Annotated in this window: 16 protein-coding genes and 8 tRNA genes; 16 read left to right on the top strand and 8 right to left on the bottom strand. The window is 40.4% G+C overall.

Features of this window, described 5'->3' with window-relative positions; genetic code table 11:
• Positions 1-99: 99 nt before the first annotated feature.
• On the bottom strand, positions 100-873 hold the full coding sequence (gloB, locus tag RB214_RS06555; RefSeq protein WP_024606535.1) for a hydroxyacylglutathione hydrolase: 774 nt from the start codon (positions 871-873) through the stop codon (positions 100-102).
• A gap of 53 nt (positions 874-926) precedes the next feature.
• Between gloB and RB214_RS06560 the strand changes: the two genes are divergently transcribed.
• Positions 927-1,712, top strand: a complete 786-nt coding sequence (locus tag RB214_RS06560; protein WP_309168630.1) for a methyltransferase domain-containing protein — start codon at positions 927-929, stop codon at positions 1,710-1,712.
• A gap of 163 nt (positions 1,713-1,875) precedes the next feature.
• On the opposite strand, the gene rnhA is transcribed toward RB214_RS06560, so the two are convergent.
• Positions 1,876-2,340 carry a ribonuclease HI gene (gene rnhA / locus RB214_RS06565; protein WP_024606536.1) on the bottom strand — a complete coding sequence of 155 codons (465 nt, stop codon included), beginning with the start codon at positions 2,338-2,340 and terminating at the stop codon, positions 1,876-1,878.
• A 68-nt stretch (positions 2,341-2,408) separates the two neighbouring features.
• On the opposite strand from rnhA, the gene dnaQ reads away from it, so the two are divergent.
• The 14 genes from dnaQ (at position 2,409) to RB214_RS06635 (ending at position 11,236) form a co-directional block, all read left to right on the top strand.
• Positions 2,409-3,122: a DNA polymerase III subunit epsilon gene (dnaQ, locus tag RB214_RS06570; RefSeq protein ID WP_007586004.1), complete on the top strand. Its 714-nt coding sequence runs from the start codon at positions 2,409-2,411 to the stop codon at positions 3,120-3,122.
• Positions 3,123-3,131: 9 nt separating this feature from the next.
• Positions 3,132-4,502, top strand: a complete 1,371-nt coding sequence (locus RB214_RS06575; RefSeq protein ID WP_309168631.1) for a TIGR03503 family protein — start codon at positions 3,132-3,134, stop codon at positions 4,500-4,502.
• Between the two features lie 97 nt (positions 4,503-4,599).
• Positions 4,600-4,676: transfer RNA gene (locus RB214_RS06580), tRNA-Asp, on the top strand.
• A 27-nt stretch (positions 4,677-4,703) separates the two neighbouring features.
• Positions 4,704-4,780: transfer RNA gene (locus RB214_RS06585), tRNA-Asp, on the top strand.
• A gap of 41 nt (positions 4,781-4,821) precedes the next feature.
• Positions 4,822-4,898: transfer RNA gene (locus tag RB214_RS06590), tRNA-Asp, on the top strand.
• Between the two features lie 31 nt (positions 4,899-4,929).
• A tRNA-Asp gene (locus RB214_RS06595) sits at positions 4,930-5,006 on the top strand.
• Between the two features lie 38 nt (positions 5,007-5,044).
• Positions 5,045-5,121, top strand: a tRNA-Asp gene (locus tag RB214_RS06600).
• A 38-nt stretch (positions 5,122-5,159) separates the two neighbouring features.
• Positions 5,160-5,236 (top strand) — tRNA-Asp (locus RB214_RS06605).
• 37 nt (positions 5,237-5,273) lie between these two features.
• Positions 5,274-5,350: transfer RNA gene (locus RB214_RS06610), tRNA-Asp, on the top strand.
• 54 nt (positions 5,351-5,404) lie between these two features.
• Positions 5,405-5,481: transfer RNA gene (locus tag RB214_RS06615), tRNA-Asp, on the top strand.
• Positions 5,482-5,782: 301 nt separating this feature from the next.
• Positions 5,783-6,496: a response regulator transcription factor gene (locus RB214_RS06620; protein WP_309168632.1), complete on the top strand. Its 714-nt coding sequence runs from the start codon at positions 5,783-5,785 to the stop codon at positions 6,494-6,496.
• Positions 6,493-7,851: a histidine kinase sensor domain-containing protein gene (locus RB214_RS06625; RefSeq protein ID WP_165744153.1), complete on the top strand. Its 1,359-nt coding sequence runs from the start codon at positions 6,493-6,495 to the stop codon at positions 7,849-7,851. Before RB214_RS06620 ends, RB214_RS06625 begins: the two co-directional genes overlap by 4 nt.
• A 208-nt stretch (positions 7,852-8,059) precedes the next feature.
• Entirely contained in the window at positions 8,060-10,096 is a 2,037-nt protein-coding gene (locus tag RB214_RS06630) for a TonB-dependent receptor domain-containing protein (protein WP_309168633.1), read from the top strand.
• A gap of 18 nt (positions 10,097-10,114) precedes the next feature.
• On the top strand, positions 10,115-11,236 hold the full coding sequence (locus RB214_RS06635) for a PepSY domain-containing protein (protein ID WP_024604906.1): 1,122 nt from the start codon (positions 10,115-10,117) through the stop codon (positions 11,234-11,236).
• A gap of 125 nt (positions 11,237-11,361) precedes the next feature.
• On the opposite strand, the gene fadE is transcribed toward RB214_RS06635, so the two are convergent.
• Positions 11,362-13,818: an acyl-CoA dehydrogenase FadE gene (gene fadE, locus RB214_RS06640; RefSeq protein WP_008172549.1), complete on the bottom strand. Its 2,457-nt coding sequence runs from the start codon at positions 13,816-13,818 to the stop codon at positions 11,362-11,364.
• A 323-nt stretch (positions 13,819-14,141) separates the two neighbouring features.
• Between fadE and RB214_RS06645 the strand changes: the two genes are divergently transcribed.
• Positions 14,142-14,906 (top strand): class II glutamine amidotransferase, encoded by a 765-nt coding sequence (locus RB214_RS06645; protein WP_309168636.1) that lies wholly within the window; start codon positions 14,142-14,144, stop codon positions 14,904-14,906.
• 143 nt (positions 14,907-15,049) lie between these two features.
• On the opposite strand, the gene RB214_RS06650 is transcribed toward RB214_RS06645, so the two are convergent.
• The 5 genes from RB214_RS06650 to cmoA form a co-directional block, all read right to left on the bottom strand.
• Complete coding sequence (locus RB214_RS06650; protein ID WP_309168967.1) at positions 15,050-15,787, bottom strand: DUF3108 domain-containing protein; 738 nt, start codon at positions 15,785-15,787, stop codon at positions 15,050-15,052.
• A 16-nt stretch (positions 15,788-15,803) separates the two neighbouring features.
• The gene (gene purN / locus RB214_RS06655; RefSeq protein ID WP_002959994.1) at positions 15,804-16,451 is read right to left on the bottom strand and encodes a phosphoribosylglycinamide formyltransferase; all 648 of its coding nucleotides are present in this window, start codon (positions 16,449-16,451) and stop codon (positions 15,804-15,806) included.
• Positions 16,451-17,503 (bottom strand): phosphoribosylformylglycinamidine cyclo-ligase, encoded by a 1,053-nt coding sequence (purM, locus tag RB214_RS06660; RefSeq protein WP_309168637.1) that lies wholly within the window; start codon positions 17,501-17,503, stop codon positions 16,451-16,453. The genes purN and purM overlap by 1 nt, the downstream gene beginning before the upstream one ends.
• A gap of 190 nt (positions 17,504-17,693) precedes the next feature.
• A complete protein-coding gene (cmoB, locus tag RB214_RS06665; RefSeq protein ID WP_309168638.1) occupies positions 17,694-18,662 on the bottom strand; it encodes a tRNA 5-methoxyuridine(34)/uridine 5-oxyacetic acid(34) synthase CmoB in 969 nt (322 codons plus the stop codon).
• Positions 18,663-18,674: 12 nt separating this feature from the next.
• Complete coding sequence (gene cmoA / locus RB214_RS06670; RefSeq protein ID WP_309168639.1) at positions 18,675-19,400, bottom strand: carboxy-S-adenosyl-L-methionine synthase CmoA; 726 nt, start codon at positions 19,398-19,400, stop codon at positions 18,675-18,677.
• Positions 19,401-19,440 lie beyond the last annotated feature (40 nt).

Raw genomic sequence — 19,440 nt, forward strand, 5'->3', positions numbered from 1 at the left:
TTGCCACTTAATGACTTTTTAAAACGCAGAAATAGAATCATCACTATATCTTAAGTTAATGATTCTAATAAAATAAATGTTAAAGTATTAGTTTGTGCATTAAAAATTGTCTTTGAACTGCCTCAGACTAGCAAAGTTTCCCCAAGGTTCATTGTTTTTTGTAACCGAGATAAATTTCTCCGGCACTAACTCTGTAATGGTTGGCAAATCGCTACGCATAAATGGATTTATTTTTAGCTCTTGTCCAATAGAAGTAGGTAATGAGATTTGATTATTACTGCGTAATTCATCTACTTTTTTACTGTACGCAAGGAGTTCTGGATTGCGTGGTTCAACGGCTTTGGCAAAGGCAAGATTAGCTTGCGTGTATTCGTGCGTGCAATACACACTGCAGCTTGTAGACAGCTCTCTTAGTTTATTGAAAGACTCCCACATTTGCTCTGGCGTGCCTTCAAATAAGCGCCCACATCCACCGCTAAACAATGTATCGCCGGTAAAAGCAAGTTCATCATTTGTGTAACAAATATGATCAAGCGTGTGCCCAGGAGTTGCTAAAATAGTAAAGTTAATATTAAGCACACTGATGCTTTGTCCATCAGTAAGTGCGTGAGTGACGCCTTTAAATGGACTATTTGCAGGGCCATAAACCGATATATCTGGATAGGCGTCAACTAATTCAGCTACGCCATCGGTGTGGTCGTAGTGATGATGCGTAATTAAAATGCCACCAAGCGTTAGTTTATGCTCAGCTAAGTACGTTAATACGGGATGTGCTTGGCCTGGATCGACGACCCATGCTTGGTTACTGTTATCGGTAGTTAAACACCAAATGTAATTATCAGAAAAGGCTTTAATTGCTTTGACTTGCACCATGGTAAATTGCTCTATAAAGTGACACTTATCGCATAGTATAACGAGCTCAAAAAATGAAACCAGCCCTTAGTTTTCAAGAAGGACCCAAACCACTGTCGTGGCAGCAGTTTCCTCATGGGGATTATTTGCGTGCAGATATTGAACGCAAAATGGAGCAATGGCTGCCGCGTATGTTTGGCTATCATATGCTTAAGTTGGGTAATTTAAGTGGCGAATTAAACACAAGTATAAGTACGATTAAACATCAAGTGTGTGTTGCAGAGCCAGGACCTTACACCGGGGTAGTTGCTGACATAGATGAACTGCCATTTTACGAGCACAGTATTGATGCTTGCATACTAAGCCATTGCTTAGAGTATCATTCAGACCCACATCACATTTTACGAGAAGCACATCGCACGCTTATTCCGGGCGGTTATATACTCGTGACTGGTTTTAATCCGTTTAGTTTGTGCGGGCTTGCACAAATGCTGCCTTTTAGTGGTCATAAATTACCATGGACAGGGCGCTTTTTTACCCCTGCGAGGGTTAAAGATTGGCTAAATTTATTGGGCTTTGAAATTGTAAGTGACGAACGTTTTATTTATTCATCACTGGCAAGAGGTAACAGGTTATCAAGATTTGAGTTTTGGCGTACTTTTGCAAAACAGTATTTAAAACCAATGGGCAGTGTTTATATGCTGGTGGCACGAAAAAGAGTTGCGCCACTTACGCCAATAAAACCTAAGTGGCATGCAAGGCCGCAGTTTGCACCAGTAAAAGGGGCAGGGCTTAGGCAAACGTCAAAGCAACACTTTAAATCGTGTGACCAAAAAAATAATACCAATTGCATTAAATAAGTGATCTATTATAGCGCTAAGAAAATAGCACATTAACAAGGCGAAAATTGTGACATATAGTTGTTCTATATGAATAATTTTTAACGCAGTTAGTGAGTTATTTAATGCGATAGAATGAACATGTTTTTAATAAAATTGGTATAACAACTAGCTTAGAATAAATTTAAGGCTGGTAGCCTACATCTTCTAGTAAATCTTTACTGCCAGCGGCATCGCGGGCTAAATCGTCAACTATTTCGTTGTATTTATTGCCGCTATGCCCTTTAACCCACTTCCAAGTTACATTGTGCTCGCTACAGGCTTTATCTAGGCGTTTCCATAAATCGACGTTTTTAACTGGCTTTTTAGCTGATGTTAACCAGCCACGTTTTTTCCAGTTAGTGATCCACGATTCAATGCCTTGCTTAACATATTGGCTATCGGTTGTTAGGTTTACTTCGCATTCTCGAGTGAGTGATTCTAGGGCTACAATAGCCGCGAGCATTTCCATTCGGTTATTAGTTGTGAGTTTATAACCTTGGCTCATTTCTTTTTCGTGGCCGTTATAAATCATAAAAATACCATAACCGCCGGGGCCTGGATTACCTAAACATGAGCCATCGGTGTAAATCTCTACGGTTTTTTGCACTGTTTTACCTTGATCTTATGTACAATAAAGTGATTATAGAAAGATACCAGAATCAGGCTAAATTCGATATGGCACGTAGACAAATAGTTTTAGATACAGAAACCACCGGCATCGACCCTAAACAAGGGCACCGTATTATAGAAATTGGTTGTGTGGAGTTAGTAAATCGCCGTTTAACAGGCAATAATTTTCACGTTTATATAAACCCACAACGGCCAAGTGAAGAAGAAGCAATCGACGTTCACGGTATTACTAACGAGTTTTTGCGTGATAAACCACTGTTTCATCAAATTGCCCAAGAGTTTTTCGACTATATTGAAGGGGCAGAGTTGGTTATTCATAACGCACCGTTCGATGTTGGTCATATGGATAATGAATTTGCACTACTTAATCAGGGCTACCCTAAAACAGATACTTTTTGTCAAGTTCTCGACACGCTTAAAATGGCGCGTGATTTGCATCCAGGTCAAAAGAACAACCTTGATGCATTATGTCGTCGTTACGATGTAGATAACGGTAAACGAACGCTTCACGGCGCGCTACTGGATTCTGAGATTTTAGCCGATGTGTACCTTGCCATGACGGGTGGTCAAACAAAGCTAAATTTGAATCAAAATAAAGATGACGGCAGCGAGCAACAGAAGGGCGGTATAAAGCGTTTAAATAGTGATAGAGCCCCATTAGTTGTATTACGAGCAAGCGACGCTGAGCAAAGCGCACACGAAGCACGATTAGATCTTGTAAACAAAGAAGGCGGCCAGTGCATATGGCGCGCTGAATAAGGCGATTTAATGAAAACGATGTATTTTGTAACAGCGTTATGTGCCGCTAGTTTATTTACTAGCAATGCATATGGCGTAAAACAAGTAGAAGTGCTCAAGCGCGATGGGCATCAAAATGAGATCCCTTTACTTGATAATCGTTTTCGCATAGATAGCAAAATAGATGAAATAACACTGCTTTTTTTTAGAAAATCAGGTGCACCTGCTGTTATTTTAGTGAGGCCCGATGGCAGTAAGTACTTTGCTACTGACTCAGTTAAAAACCCTAACTTAGATTGGTTTGATGAACTCAGCTACGATTTAGTAACCATAAAAAAACCTATGGCAGGTCCTTGGCAAGTAATAGGCAGTATTTTGCCTGATAGCAGAATAGTTGTATTAGGCGAAATATCTCTTGAGGCAGAGCCTCTTCCTTCAATGTTGTTTAGGGGGGAGACAATAAAAATCACCGGGAAAATACTAAACGACGGTGAGCCAATTAACACAAACCTATTTAGGGATGTTGTGAGCCTTAATGTTGACTTTGTAAGTACCAACAATGAAAACTTTGCTAACTTTGGTGCAGGCATTCAAGAAGTAGCGGAATTTAAAGACGATGGACGTGGATTTGATGAGCGCCCTAAAGATGGTGTGTTTACCGGCGAGTTTACTTTAGATTTTCCTGCGGGTGAATGGACATCAGAGCTTTACGTGGCAACACCTCTGCTGCAGCGTCGCATTGTGCAAAATACAATAGAAGTGCACGAGCCACCTTTTGTAACCGAAGTCGCGTTAGCAGAGCAAGACACAGACGAGCATCTGTTAACTATTAATATAGACCCAAGTATTGTTAAGCCAGAGACAGTCATCATCCAGGGAAAAATCTACTATCCCAATAACGAAGAGCAAATGTTTACCATAGATGCTGCAGCTAAAGATTCACGTCAGCTTAGAGTTAAAAATTATGATTGGGGTAGATATAGTGTTGAACTGTCTGTTTTTGGCACTAATATTAATGGTCGTGAATTTATGGCAACGCTACCAACGTACAAATTTGAGATAGAGCGACCCATAGAAGCGGTGCCCGAAATTGATCCTGCAACGATTATTACGCCAGATAAAATGATTGAGAGTGAGCCTGCTGAAGAAAAAATGGCCACATCGACAATTATTAGTTTAATTGCAGGCTGCAATACACTCATTTTATTACTCGGTTGGTTGTTAATTCGTATATTTGTTCAGAAAAAACCGATTAAATTTAAAGTGAAGCTGCCTTTTTTAAAGAAAAAGAAAACAAGTGAAGGTGATGTTGCCGACACTGAAAAAAATCAAGTCGGTAAAAATGGCTCAAAAAATGACAGATCAGGTGAAATTTTAAACCTTTCGATGACAGATGACTAAAAAACCTATAAAAAAACAAAAAAGCCCTTGACGAAATAGGGGTTGGTTCGTATTATTCACGCCGCTGTCAGGGAGACCTAAACAGCAACGAAAATATGGAGTGGTAGTTCAGTTGGTTAGAATACCGGCCTGTCACGCCGGGGGTCGCGGGTTCGAGTCCCGTCCACTCCGCCATTTTCGTAAAACTTGTAAGTAAAAGCTGGAGTGGTAGTTCAGTTGGTTAGAATACCGGCCTGTCACGCCGGGGGTCGCGGGTTCGAGTCCCGTCCACTCCGCCAACACTTACACAACGTATGGTTGTAAAACATATTCTTATTATGGAGTGGTAGTTCAGTTGGTTAGAATACCGGCCTGTCACGCCGGGGGTCGCGGGTTCGAGTCCCGTCCACTCCGCCATTAAGAAAAAATAACAGTTTAAATATGCGCTGGAGTGGTAGTTCAGTTGGTTAGAATACCGGCCTGTCACGCCGGGGGTCGCGGGTTCGAGTCCCGTCCACTCCGCCAACTATTTAAACAACGTTATATTACAAAATTTGTATGCTGGAGTGGTAGTTCAGTTGGTTAGAATACCGGCCTGTCACGCCGGGGGTCGCGGGTTCGAGTCCCGTCCACTCCGCCAACTATTTAAACAACGTTATATTACAAAATTTGTATGCTGGAGTGGTAGTTCAGTTGGTTAGAATACCGGCCTGTCACGCCGGGGGTCGCGGGTTCGAGTCCCGTCCACTCCGCCAACAAATTAAGTAATAACAAGTATAATGATATCTCTGCGGAGTGGTAGTTCAGTTGGTTAGAATACCGGCCTGTCACGCCGGGGGTCGCGGGTTCGAGTCCCGTCCACTCCGCCATTTGATATCATGATTAAAATTAGTAAGTGCATTACCCCATGCACATACCACTGCGGAGTGGTAGTTCAGTTGGTTAGAATACCGGCCTGTCACGCCGGGGGTCGCGGGTTCGAGTCCCGTCCACTCCGCCACTTGTTATTTCCTAAATGACAAGTTTATGCTCGAAAAACACTCAAAACACTCAAAACACTCAAAACACTCAAAACACTCAAAACACTCAAAACACTCAAAACACTCAAAACACTCAAAACACTCAAAACACTCAAAACACTCAAAACACTCAAAACACTCAAAACACTCAAAACACTCAAAACACTCAAAACACTCAAAACACTCAAAAAATCAACTTTCTCCACACTCACTGATTTTGATATTGATTTGTATTACCATTTGCTTTAATTTGTTTTAATACTATAAAAATTATGGCTTTCTATGTCTGCACCACAGGCCTATCAACGTAACAAATCTGATTTTGATATTTTAGTTGTTGAAGACGATACATTACTTAATGATCAAATTACTGAATTACTAGCCAACCAAGGATACTCTGTTACACAGTGTTTTGATGGTAATCAAGCGCTTGATTTAGCGGTTGCTCAACGTTTTAGTCTTATTTTATTAGATGTTATGTTGCCGGGCAAAGATGGCTTAGTAGTGCTTAATATTTTACGTAGTTGTAATAACACCCCTGTAATAATTGTATCGGCAAAACATGCTGAAGAAGAGCGCATTTTAGGTTTATCAGCTGGTGCAGATGATTACTTAGCAAAACCGTTTAATAGCCAAGAATTATTACTACGAGTAGATTCAGTACTAAGGCGCGTTTTTAAACAAGACACAAATACCCCTTACATTGCTAATATTGATGGACTTGAAATAGATAGCCTACACCAGCAGGTTTTTCTGCATTGTGAGCTATTAGCTTTTACGCCTATTGAGTTTGCCTTGCTGCAAATTTTAATGAAAAACCAAGAACAAATACTGTTAAAACCTTTTTTATATCAAGTGGCGCTTAACAAGCGTTTCAGTCAGTACGATCGTAGTTTAGATATGCATATGAGTCGTATACGAAAAAAATTAAATAACGCCGGCTGGGATGGCAGCCGTTTACACACTGTGCATGGGCAAGGGTACTGTATTAAATGACACGACGTTTATTTTGGAAGCTGTGCTTAATTATTGGTACTGGTGTTGTTGCGATGTTTTATTTAATTAATGTCGCGGTTAATCATTTTGAAAATGATATGAGCATGCTAAGTGACTCAAGTCGAGAAGAGTTAATTAATTGGCAAAAAAAGGCTGAGGTTATATTTGATCAAGGCGATATGAGCGAACTTGAGCGTTGGGTTGATGATTTACAACAACAAGAGAGTATTTGGGCTGTAATTGCTAAAGCCAATGTGGTTGAGTTAGCTGGTAATCGCTCTCATCGTTATGAGTATACAGGGTATAACTTGGGGCGAAGTATTGATTGGAAAATCCATCTGTATTTTGAGCATGCACCCGTTATGCAATTACCCTTTAAAGATGGTGCAACTAGCCTTGTTGTGCAGTTGCCTAAAAGAATGCGCCCAGGATCACTTTGGAATTTAACACGTTTGTCGTTACAAGTTTTATTGCCAATGCTGATATTGGTGTGTTTATCGATTGTGTTATATCGCCATATTATGCATCCTATTAAAGAACTCGACTTAGCAAGTAGAGCATTTAGCAAAGGAGACTTTAGTGTCAGAGTTCGAGAGCAGCTGGGCTCACGCAATGATGAACTATCCCAGTTAGCTGAAACATTTGATTTAATGGCAGAGCGGATCAGTGATCAGATTATGCATCAACGTGTATTACTAACTGATCTGTCTCACGAGTTGAGAACACCTTTAACACGCTTAGATATAGCAACTGACAATTTACTCTCTCACAGAGAAAAGGGTGTAGAAGACACGCAAATCAAATTAGAGCGTATTCACAAAGAGTCACAGCACATCCGTAAGTTAGTGGATGACACGCTTACTTTATCCTGGTTAGATAACGAGTCACCTCAGTTGCGCATCGAATCTTTGGATTTAGTCGATTTACTCGAAATTCTCATTGAAGATGGGCGTTTTGAGTACCCAGATAAACTTATTTTTGCTGACTTACCTAATCAAGCCCATATTGAAAACAGTAATCACAGAGCATTAGGTCAAGCACTGGAGAATATACTTAGAAATGCACTACGTTACACACCCATTAATAAAAAAGTATGGATTAGCCTCATTGATTATAAACATGAATATCAAATTATTATTGCAGATCAAGGTCCAGGAGTACCTAAAGAGCATTTAAATACTATTTTTAGACCTTTTTTCCGGATTGATTCAGCTCGCTCATGCAACAGTGATAGCTTTGGTTTAGGGCTTGCTTTAGCACAAAGGCAATTACATGCGATTGCTGCGACAGTATTTGCTAAAAATGATACTGCAGGTGGTTTAGTAATGACTGTAACGGTTCCTAAAGGTGTATAAATTACATTTCATATTGTGCTTGTAAAAACTGAGCAACGCTTTCTCGTCCTGTTCACGCTCTTACTTACATATTTTTAGGCAACTAAAGTAGATTGCACCTAACGCGTCTTTGTATATGTCCTAAATGTAACAAATGTAAAGTTGCTATACTTTCAGTCAAAAGAAAATGATAATTCTTCTTATTTGCAATTAAGAAGGAGCGTCCCCCTTGAAAAAATTAGCCCTAATGAGTGCCATTTGTGCATCATTTAGTTCACCTATATACGCGCAAGAACTTGCTAAAAATACAGCGTCTGTTGAAAAAATATCTGTAGTTGGTTCTGCAACTAATTTGAGTATTACAGCTGAAGAAATAGAACAATATCAAGCAAGTGATCTGGCTGACATTTTTCGACATTCACCTTCTGTTAGTGTGGGTGGCTCGGTAGGCGTTGCACAAAAGATCTATATTCGTGGTGTTGAAGATTCTTTATTAAATATAACGGTTGATGGTGCACAGCAAACATCAACGTTATTTCATCATATTGGTCGTGTAACAATAGATCCTGACCTATTACAGCAAATAGATGTGCAAGCAGGTGCCGGAGAAGCAACAAGTGGTCCTGGTGCGATTGGCGGCTCTATCCGCTTTAAAACTAAAGACGCGCAAGACTTACTTAATCAAGGTGAAAAATTTGGTGGACGTGTTAAAGCAAGTTACTTTTCAAATGACGGTACGCGTTTAAGCACCAGTGTATACGGTAAATTAAGTGATACATGGGGCGTACTAGGGTATTTCAGTACTGTGGATCGCGAGAACGTGGAAAATGGTGATGGCGATACTATTTATGGTACGGCCGCCGATCAAGATATGATGTTTATTAAAGCCAGTGGTGAGTTAGCAGATAATCATCATTTGTCGGTAAGTATTGAAAAACGCGACGAAGAAGGGGATTTTTCAGCACGCCCTAACTGGGCGGTACAAGAAGGTGATGCTTTGTATCCAAGTGAAGCAGAGCGAGAGACTTACGTTGCTAATTATATATTTTCTCACAATAACTTATTGTATTTAGAGGCGACAGCATACAAAACCGAATCATCTTTTAATGGCGGCCGATTTGCTTGGCTTGCTGACATTGACACATATGGCTTAGATATTCGTAATACAAGTATTATTGATGAACATAAATTTGTTTATGGCGTTGATTATAGAAATGATGAAGTATCGAGTGGGTCTGCAGCAGGTGCAAAAGAAAATTCAGAACAAGGCAGTGTACTGGGTGTTTATGCACAAGGTTATAGTGATATTACTCCACAACTTTTACTGAGTTATGGAGTGCGTTTTGATAGTTATAAGTTTAAACAAGACATCCTATTAGATGAATATTATGGCACTGCAATTACAGAAAGTGCATCGAGTTTAGACGACAATGAAGTGAGCTTTAATATCGGTTTAGCATATGACATTAATGAAGCTTGGACAGTAGGGCTTGGGTATGCTGAAGCCGCGCGTGGTAAACAAATAGGGGATGGCTTTACCATTGATGGATATTTATATGACGGTTCAGATATTCCAGTAGCGGATGAAAGTTTAGTACCTGAGACCGTAGCTAATATTGAAGCATCCATAACATACACTAATGAAAATTTATCCGCTAAGGCAAGTATTTATAATTCGTCTTTAGATGATGTGATATTTGAAGGGTATGAAGGAAACTCGGTTTATAACAATATAGGCACGTTAGAGACTAAAGGATTTGAGTTTGACCTAGCATATCGTTTAAATTCATTTGATTTCTTCATTGGATTTTCAGCTACTGATACAGAGCTTGACCCACGTGATGGGTTGTACAGTGTAAGTTATGATGCAATTGATATTAATGGCTATGAGTTTGTCGGTTTAGGTAATAGTAGAGGCAATACATGGGTTGCTGGCGTTGATTACGACATTAACACCGATGCAAAGGTTGGTTTTAGTGTAACTAAAGTCGATTCACTCGATATTGATACTCTTCATCAAGCTGTTGACCTTGATTGGACTGATTCTTTATATACCCTAAATAAACCAAGCTATACCACTGTTGATTTATATGGGCAGTGGAATGTGACGAATGCATTATTATTTAATGTTGCTGTTACTAACTTATTTAATGAGTTATATATCGATCATTCAAGTGTGGGTGATTACAGTGAAGTATTTAACACTGTTGTTGGTCCATACGAATCTGGGCGCGATATTCGCTTATCGATTTCTTATCAGTTTTAAGAATAAGTAACTTATTTTATGTTCTTAAAATTGTTTAAAAAGTGGGTCTTTTGGGCTCACTTAATTATAGGTTTAATCGCCGGTTTATTTATTTTCAGCATGTCGTTCACTGGTTTTTTATTAACCTATGAACGACAGATTGTTGAGCTAGATGAAATGCGATTTACTGTAAAAAACACCTATGCTCAACAGCGGCTATCGACTGATGCTGTTGTAGATATTTTGCAAAAATCGCATCCGAGTCAATCACATATTTATATTCGTTGGGTAAATCGAGAAGGGGCTGCTATTCCTGCCTGGGCGGGAAAAAATAGCTACTTATTACACCCTTATACGGGAGATGTTATTCGTGAAGGAGAGGGGCTAGCGGCTGGTTTTTTTCACGTTGTAACTGATATACATCGTTATTTATTACTGCATGGCGCTTCACAAGTGATTGGCAAAAATATAAATGGCTACGCTAATCTATTTTTTATCTTTTTACTACTATCGGGTGCTTATCTGTGGTTACCAAAGCGATTTAATCGCTCTGCATTAAAAGGATATTTTTTACTAGCAAAGAGTTACAAATCATCACATCATCGAAATAGGCAGTGGCATTTAGTTTTTGGAATTTGGTGTTTGCCGGTTTTACTCGTTTTGTCATTAACGGCTACTTTGTTTCATTTTGATTGGGCGAATAAAGCGTTATATGGCGCGTTTGGGCAAAACGTACCCGAGCGAGAAAAGCATCTACCAGTATTAAATTTATCGGCTGATAAAGTACCTTACGATGCTTTATTCCAACTAGCTCAAATACATGCAATTCATAATGGTGCCACTGATTGGTATTCGATGTGGTTAGAATTAGGTGACAAAAAACACGAAGCACGTTTTTATATTGATACCAGTATCGGGAATCGCCAAGAATATGCATATTCATTATTTTTAGATACTCGCACTGGTGATGCAATTAAAACGCTAAAAAAATCTGATTGGACGCGAGGCGATCAAGCATGGGGAACATCTCGATTTTTACATACCGGTGAATACTTTGGTTTTATAGGGCAAACATTAGCTGGCTTGGCATCATTGCTCGCATGTTTTTTAGTGTATACAGGCATAGTTTTAGCATGGAAGCGATTGATAACTAAGCGCTAATTTACACTTATCGTCGAGTATTTGATTGCTTGATATGTGCGATTTGATATATAAGAATTTATTTTACACAAAAAAGCCAGCGCATTAGGCGCTGGCTTTTAGTATTCAAATGCTTACTTAGTTAATTAAGCAGCATCAGCTTCTTTTTTAACGCTATTACGCGCGGCTTTGCCTGCAAGTAAGTCAGCAGGGTCGAAGTCATCAACGTTAATAACATCTAACCGAGATTGCTCAACAGCAGCTAGTTTATCAGCCTCTGCTTGGCTTAATATGCCTGCTTCAAGCCCCATTTGCGCTACTTTATCAAGCTGGAAGAATGGCAGTTTAAGACCTTTTTCTTTGCATACACGGTCAAATAATGGCTCAACAGCAAGTACGTCTTTAAGCGTTTGCTCTTGACGACCTACAAGGTTAAGCGGCTCATTTGTTAAGTATACATAGCTTGCTAAACGGTTACGCGTTTCGCTAGGTACTTGTAGTAGTTGCGCAAGTTTATGCTCAAGTTGGTCAGTTGGTTTACGAACCGGGCGACCAAACGGGAATAACAATACTTTTAACACGGCACGTAGTGGAGCCGAAGGCATGTTATTAATTAAATCAGCAAGTGCACGTTGGCAATGGTAAAGGTGATCTTGGCAACTCCATTTTACTAGAGCAAAATCTTCTTTTTTACGGCCTTCATCGTTGTAACGCTTAAGCGTTGCAGACACTAAGTATAAGTAACTAAGTAAGTCACCTAAACGCGCTGAAATACGTTCTTTACGTTTCAGTGAACCACCAAATACTGCCATGCTAATGTCTGACATAAGAGCAAGTGATGCACTAAAGCGTGACGCTATACGGTAAAACTCAGCGGTTTCGTCGTTGTACGGCACACTTGTAAAACGAGCGCCAGTAAGTGCAAGCCACTTAGTACGTACAAGGTTCGACATAGTAAAACCAATGTGACCCATTAGCGCTTTATCAAATACGTTAAGCGCTTCTTCGCGGTCTTCAATTTCGCACGCACCTAGTTCGGTAAGTACAAATGGATGACAGCGAATTGCACCTTGACCATAAATAATCATATTACGGGTCAAGATGTTTGCACCTTCAACAGTAATGGCAATAGGTGCACCTTGATAGCCACGACCTAAATAGTTATTTGGCCCAAGCATGATGCCCTTACCGCCAAGTACATCCATTGCATGAATAGTTGCATCACGCATTTGCTCTGTCAGGTGGTATTTAATAATGGCAGAAACTACCGATGGCTTTTCGCCTAAATCAACCGCACCCGTAGACATACTAACCGCAGCATCAGAGCTGTAAGCGTAACCAGCAAGTTTTGCTAGTGACTCTTCAACACCTTCCATTTTACCAATAGGTAAACGGAACTGACGACGAATACGGCTATACGCACCCGTTGCAACGGCAATCATTTTAATGCCACCGGCAGAATTTGACGGCAATGTAATTGCACGACCAACCGATAAACACTCAACCAGCATGCGCCAGCCTTGACCAGCCATATCTGGACCACCAATAATATAATCAAGTGGTACGAAAATATCTTTACCGCGAGTAGGACCATTTTGAAATGGTACGTTAAGCGGGAAATGTCGACGACCAATTTCAACTCCAGGAGTGTCCGTTGGAATAAGTGCACAGGTAATGCCTGGCTCTTTATTGTCGCCAATTAGCCCATCTGGATCTTGTAACTTAAACGCAAGACCAAGTACGGTAGCCACTGGGGCAAGTGTAATGTAACGCTTATTCCACGTTAAACTAACACCCACAACTTCCTCACCATTCCATTGCCCTTTACATACCACACCGTAGTCTGGAATTGAGCTTGCATCAGAACCCGCTTCTGGCGAAGTTAATGCAAAACATGGAATTTCTTGACCGCTCGCTAGGCGCGGTAAGTAATGATCTTTTTGCTCTTTTGTACCATAGTGTTGTAATAATTCACCTGGGCCTAAAGAGTTCGGTACACCAACAATTGACGAAAGTAATGTTGATTTACTTGTTAGTTTTTGAAGTACACAAGACTGTGCAAATGCAGAAAACTCTAAACCGCCGTATTCTTTTTTGATGATCATGGCAAAAAATTTATTATCTTTTAGATACTGCCACACATCTTGAGGAAGGTCGGTTAGTTCGTGCGTTGCTTCCCAATCGTCCAACATGCTACAAACTACTTCAACAGGGCCATCAACAAAGGCTTGCTCTTCAATAGTAAGTTTAGGAACGGGGTATTGGTGAAGTTTTTTCCAATCTGGGTTACCGCAAAATAAGTCAGCTTCCCACCACGTCGTACCGGCATCAATAGCTGATTTTTCAGTATCAGACATGCTTGGCGTTACTTTTTTAAACGTAGCAAAAATAGGCTTGATGATATATTGCTGACGAAGGCCAGTAACAGAAAGAGGAACCGCGATGATCAAAAAGATCAACCAGCTAATTAAACCAAAAGCACCCGCAAAGGTACCAATTAATAAAGTAATAGCCGAAACACCAAGTGCTGTGTTCCAACTTGCTCTGTGGTAAACCGCAGTGCAAAGCAACGCGATTAGAACCAGTGTAAATATGAGTGTCATTTTTATTCCTTAATAGAGGTCAGACCACCTCACTTAGAGTAGCGCTAGTAACAGTAATTTTCAAGTACATAACGATGTTAAATTGTAGTAGAAAGTAACTTAAATACGATATTTAATTACCCGGCAAAGGAACACTCAATAACTATCGTATAGTCAAAGCATTAGCCGTAAGTAGTGTTAACGTAAAAATAAATATATCTAATAGCAAAATGACACTTTTTAAGTAAGTATAGCCGTTATAGCGGACTGCAATTTAGTGTACGCTTAATACACAAATATTCGCTATTTATTTTAATGTATGGTTTTTAAGGGTTATTTTATTAATGTGTGAATTACTTGGCATGTCAGCCAATGTGCCTACCGATATTTGTTTTAGTTTTTCAGGCCTTTTAGAGCGTGGTGGTAATACCGGCCCGCATAAAGATGGTTGGGGTATTACATTTTACGAAGGTAAAGGCTGTAGAACCTTTAAAGATCCTGAGCCGAGTTATCAATCTGAAATTGCAAAGCTCGTTAAAGCATACCCCATTAAAAGTGTCTCGGTTATTAGCCATATTCGCCAAGGTAATCGCGGGCGAGTATGCCTTGAAAATACTCATCCTTTTACGCGAGAGTTATGGGGGCGTGAAATCACTTACGCTCATAACGGGCAGCTATCTAATTATCATGATTTAAAACCGCAGTACTATCGGCCAGTAGGTAACACCGATAGCGAACTCGCTTTTTGTTGGTTACTTGATAAAATTCGCGAAAAATATCCAAAACGTCCATCTAATATGGCGTCGGTTTTTAGATACGCCGCTAAGCTTTCACATACGCTGCGCGAAAAAGGCGTGTTCAATATATTATTGACCGATGGGGTGTTTGTTTTAGCGTATTGCACTAATAACTTACATTACATAACGCGCCGTGCGCCATTTGGTAAAGCCACGTTGATTGATGCCGACATGGTGGTTGATTTTCAACAAGAGACCACACCAAACGATGTTGTAACGGTTATAGCTACAAGGCCTTTGACGAATGATGAGCGCTGGCAAAAAATGGAGCCTGGGGAATTTGTGTTATTTAAAATGGGTGAGCTAATTTAGCGCTAAAATTAAAAACATAAAAAACGCGATTTAAAATCGCGTTTTTTATTTAATATATATTTTTATCAGCTTACATAATTAGTTATTGCAAATAGATGTTATGGCGTCTCTACGCTAGCATCGCTATTGTCTGCTATTGTCTGCTATTGTCTGCTATTGTCTGCTATAGCTGCAGGAGCTGCAGGAGCTGCGACAGGTTGAGTAACCGTAAACGAGTTCATTTGCACCTCAAACTGCTCCATACCTTTTTCGCCTTTCCACATACGTACCAGCATGTAATCCATTTCTGGCGCAAACCATGCAATTGCTTGGCGTTTATCGTTATCGTATAAACGTTTTACTTTAATAGCTTCTACATTACCGATAGGCAACGAAATCATTTCAGTGCCTGTTACTTCAAAGTTGTAGTCGCGGCGATTACCTTTTTTATCAATAAGCGGAAACGAGAAATTAGTTTCGCCTTTTTTTAGGCCTTCACGTACTTGTACTTGGTACGAAATAGCATCCTGAAATTCGTCAGTCCACTCGCATTTTAGCGGGTATTCGCTAGTGCTACTTGTGACCACTTTATTTTGCGTATCAAAGTCTATTTTGTAATCTTTATCTGGGCCTGTGCCTGTACGCACCATGTTGTAATGATGTGGGGTAACTTTGCCATCTTTGTATGTAAACTTTGAGGTTTCTTCACGAGAATCAGAGAAAATCATCCACTCAATATTACTGTGATAAGTAAGTTCGTAGTTGTCTTCGCTTAATTTTTTAAGCTCTCGAACAGCCTCACCATGATTTTTACCTTTGCGTAAAATATCGTAGTTAGCTTGATACTGAGTCAATTCGCCTGCAATTAGGCTAGTTGGAAGTAAAGCGCCCGCACATAACAACAGGGCACTTATTTTTTTATTGTGGGTAGTGCGCGCCGTGTGCAGGAAGTTGTTTTTTGTCAAGAACTGCATAATCTGCTTCCATAGTAAGTCTGTGTTCACTGAACCACTTGACCACCAAAGGATAAATTATATGCTCTTGCTCATGTACGCGTTTTGCTAATGTCTCTGCTGTATCATCCTTGAGTACAGGTATTTGCGCCTGAAGGATAACGGGACCGCCGTCTAATTCTTCAGTAACAAAGTGAACACTTACGCCATGAACATCGTCTTTTGCATCAATTGCTCTTTGGTGGGTATTCAGCCCCTGATACTTAGGCAACAAAGATGGATGAATGTTCAACATTTTTCCAACATATTTTTGCACTAAGCCAGGAGTAAGAATACGCATAAACCCAGCTAATACAACTAGATTTGGCATAAAAGAGTCGATAACGTTCATTAATTGCGCATCGTACGCTTCGCGCGAGTCAAAATCTTTATGACTGAGCACTTTTGTAGCAATACCGGCTTGTTTTGCACGCTCTAGGCCATAAGCGTCTGCTTTATTACTAATAACAGCCGCTATATGTCCGTTTATCTCGCCACGTTCGCAGGCATCTATGATGGCTTGTAAATTAGAGCCACTACCTGAGATTAAAACTACCAGACGAGTCGGTGCCATTACTTAGCACCACCTACAATTTCAACTTGCTCTTCGCCAGCTGCTGCATCTTGAATTTCACCAAGGTGCCATGCATTTTCGCCCAAGTCTTTTAGCATTGTTAAGCTTTGCTCAAGTTTGTCTGCAGGGACTACTAAAACCATGCCTACACCACAGTTAAATGTACGGTACATTTCATGCGTAGTAATGTTGCCGTTTTCTTGTAACCAATTAAAAATTGGTGGCCACTGCCAGCTATCACCTTTAACTACAGCTTTTGCTGAAGCGGGTAATACGCGTGGAATGTTTTCCCAAAAACCGCCGCCAGTAATATGCGAAAGCGCATGTACGTCAACGTTTTTGAATAACTCAAGTAAAGGTTTTACGTAAATACGCGTAGGCTCAAGTAGAGTTTCGCCTAATGTTTTACCTTCAAAGTCAGCGCTGGTATCAGCTTTTGACACTTCAAGTACTTTACGAATTAAAGAGAAGCCATTTGAATGAGGACCGCTTGAAGCAAGTGCAATAAGCTGATCGCCTGCTGCTACTTTTGTGCCATCAATAATTTTTGATTTTTCTACAACGCCTGTACAAAAGCCTGCCATGTCGTAGTCTTCACCATCATACATGCCTGGCATTTCAGCTGTTTCGCCACCAATTAGGGCACAACCTGAAATTTCACAACCTTTGCCAATACCTGTCACTACGTCAGCTGCTGTGTCTACATCTAGTTTACCAGTTGCATAGTAATCTAGAAAAAACAGGGGTTCAGCACCTTGAACAATTAAGTCGTTTACACACATTGCAACTAAATCAATACCAACCGTATCGTGTTTTTTTAAGTCGATTGCTAAACGTAGTTTAGTACCAACACCATCTGTGCCTGCAACTAATACTGGTTGCTTGTAGCCTTCAGGAATTTCGCAAAGTGCGCCAAAACCACCAATTCCGCCCATTACTTCAGGACGACGAGTTTTTTTAACTACGCCTTTAATACGCTTAACAAGTGCATTACCAGCGTCGATATCTACGCCCGCGTCTTTATAGCTTAGAGACTGTTTTTGTTCGCTCACAGGTTTTCCTCAAAATAGTTGTTTTGGGTTGCTTAGAAACGCGCGTATTTTACAACAATTGCAAGGTCGCGGCTAGCGTAAATGTAATTTTGAAATAATTAACAAGGACACTTGTCCGCTGTTTGTTGTTTAAATAAACAAAAAAACGCCCGTAGGCGCTTTTTTAGTATTAAAGGCGTTAAATTAACAGCTATGCTTTTGCGGTTAATATGGCTCGAAGTGGAGCGGGGTAGCCTTCAATTGTTTTACTTGTATCGTTTGGATCTAAAAAGTCGATTAACGATTCGTTTTCCATCCAGTCGGTTTTGCGTTGTTCTTCAAGCGTGGTAATAGCGCAATCTTTTATTTGCACATCTTTAAAGCCAACGCGTTCCATCCACAGCTTTAATGCCGCAGTACTTGGAATAAACCACACGTTGCGCATTTTAGCGTAGCGGTCGGTAGGTACGAGTACTGTGTTTTCATCGCCTTCAATTACTAGGGTTTCAAGTACGAGTTCGCCGCCTGGGCGAAGCTGCGCTTTTAACTGCGCTAAAAAGTCGATAGGTGAGCGACGATGATAAAGTACGCCCATCGAAAAAACCGTATCAAACGCTTTAAGCTCGGGTAATGCTTCAACGCCTAGTGGTAGTAAATGTACGTTTTCGTCTGGGTTGTAGTGTTTAATTGCCTGAAACTGACATAAAAATAAATCAGACGGATCAATACCCACTACAAACTCTGCGCCTTCACCACGCATACGCCATAAATGATACCCTGAGCCACAACCAATATCTAAAACAGTGCGGCCTTTTAATGACTCAATATGAGGAAGCAGGCGGTCCCACTTCCAATCACTGCGCCACTCTGTATCTATTTCAATACCGTGCACATTAAATGGACCTTTGCGCCATGGCATCATGCGTTTTAATAAATGCATGGCTTGCTTTTGCTCGCCATCACTCATCTCTCCTGGCGCGCCAATTTCTACCTTAGTAGAAATATCAACATGCGAAGTTGCCACCTCTGGTAAGTTTTTAAGTACTTTTTGCCATTTAGGCAAATCACCATGGCTAGCCTCGTTTTGCCAATGTTTTAATTGAGCAGGGAGGGTTTCTAGCCAGTGACTAAGTGGGCTTTGTGCGATAGATGCGTAAAATTGGTTAAACCATTGAGACATGGATGACTCTCTTTATTTAATTGCTACCATTGAGCAAAAATTAAAACATTGATACCACACTTGAGTTTGGCTAAAACCAATATCTTGTAAGCGAGTAAAGTGAGCGCTTAGTGTATCTGGGCGCATAACGTTTTCGATGGCGGTACGTTTTTGGCTTATTTCAAGCTCAGAGTAGCCATTGTGACGTTTAAAGTCGTGGTGCAAATCTATTAATAAATTATCGCATAGCTCGTTTTCGGCTTTAATTTTTTCGCTAAGTAGTAGCACGCCACCAGGTTTAAGATTAGCGTATATTTTCTCAAGCACGGCTTGGCGCTGTGCGTGTGGAATAAACTGCAACGTAAAGTTCATTGCCACAACCGATGCGTTTTGAATCTCAAGCTCGTTAATATCGCCTAAAGTAACAGTAACAGGCACATCTGATTTAAAACCTTGTAAATGCATTTTACAACGCTCAACCATGGCTTGTGAGTTATCTACTGCAATAATGTGGCAATTATCAGTGCGAATATTACGACGCATGCTAAGCGTGACTGCGCCCAGTGAGCAGCCTAAATCATAAAGATTTGAGTTACTTTGTGCGTACTCACCCGCAAGTTTACCCATTGTACTGACAATCGTTGCGTAGCCAGGTACAGAGCGCTGGATCATATCTGGAAAAACTTCGACTACATTTTGATCAAAGCTAAAATCTTTTACTTGTTGCTCAGAGGCATAAATACTGTCTTTTATGGTCACGAAGGCAGTCTCTTTGTAAATAATGGCGCTATTTTAACAT

This window comes from Pseudoalteromonas sp. HL-AS1 (assembly GCF_031198785.1).
Classification (GTDB): domain Bacteria; phylum Pseudomonadota; class Gammaproteobacteria; order Enterobacterales; family Alteromonadaceae; genus Pseudoalteromonas; species Pseudoalteromonas distincta.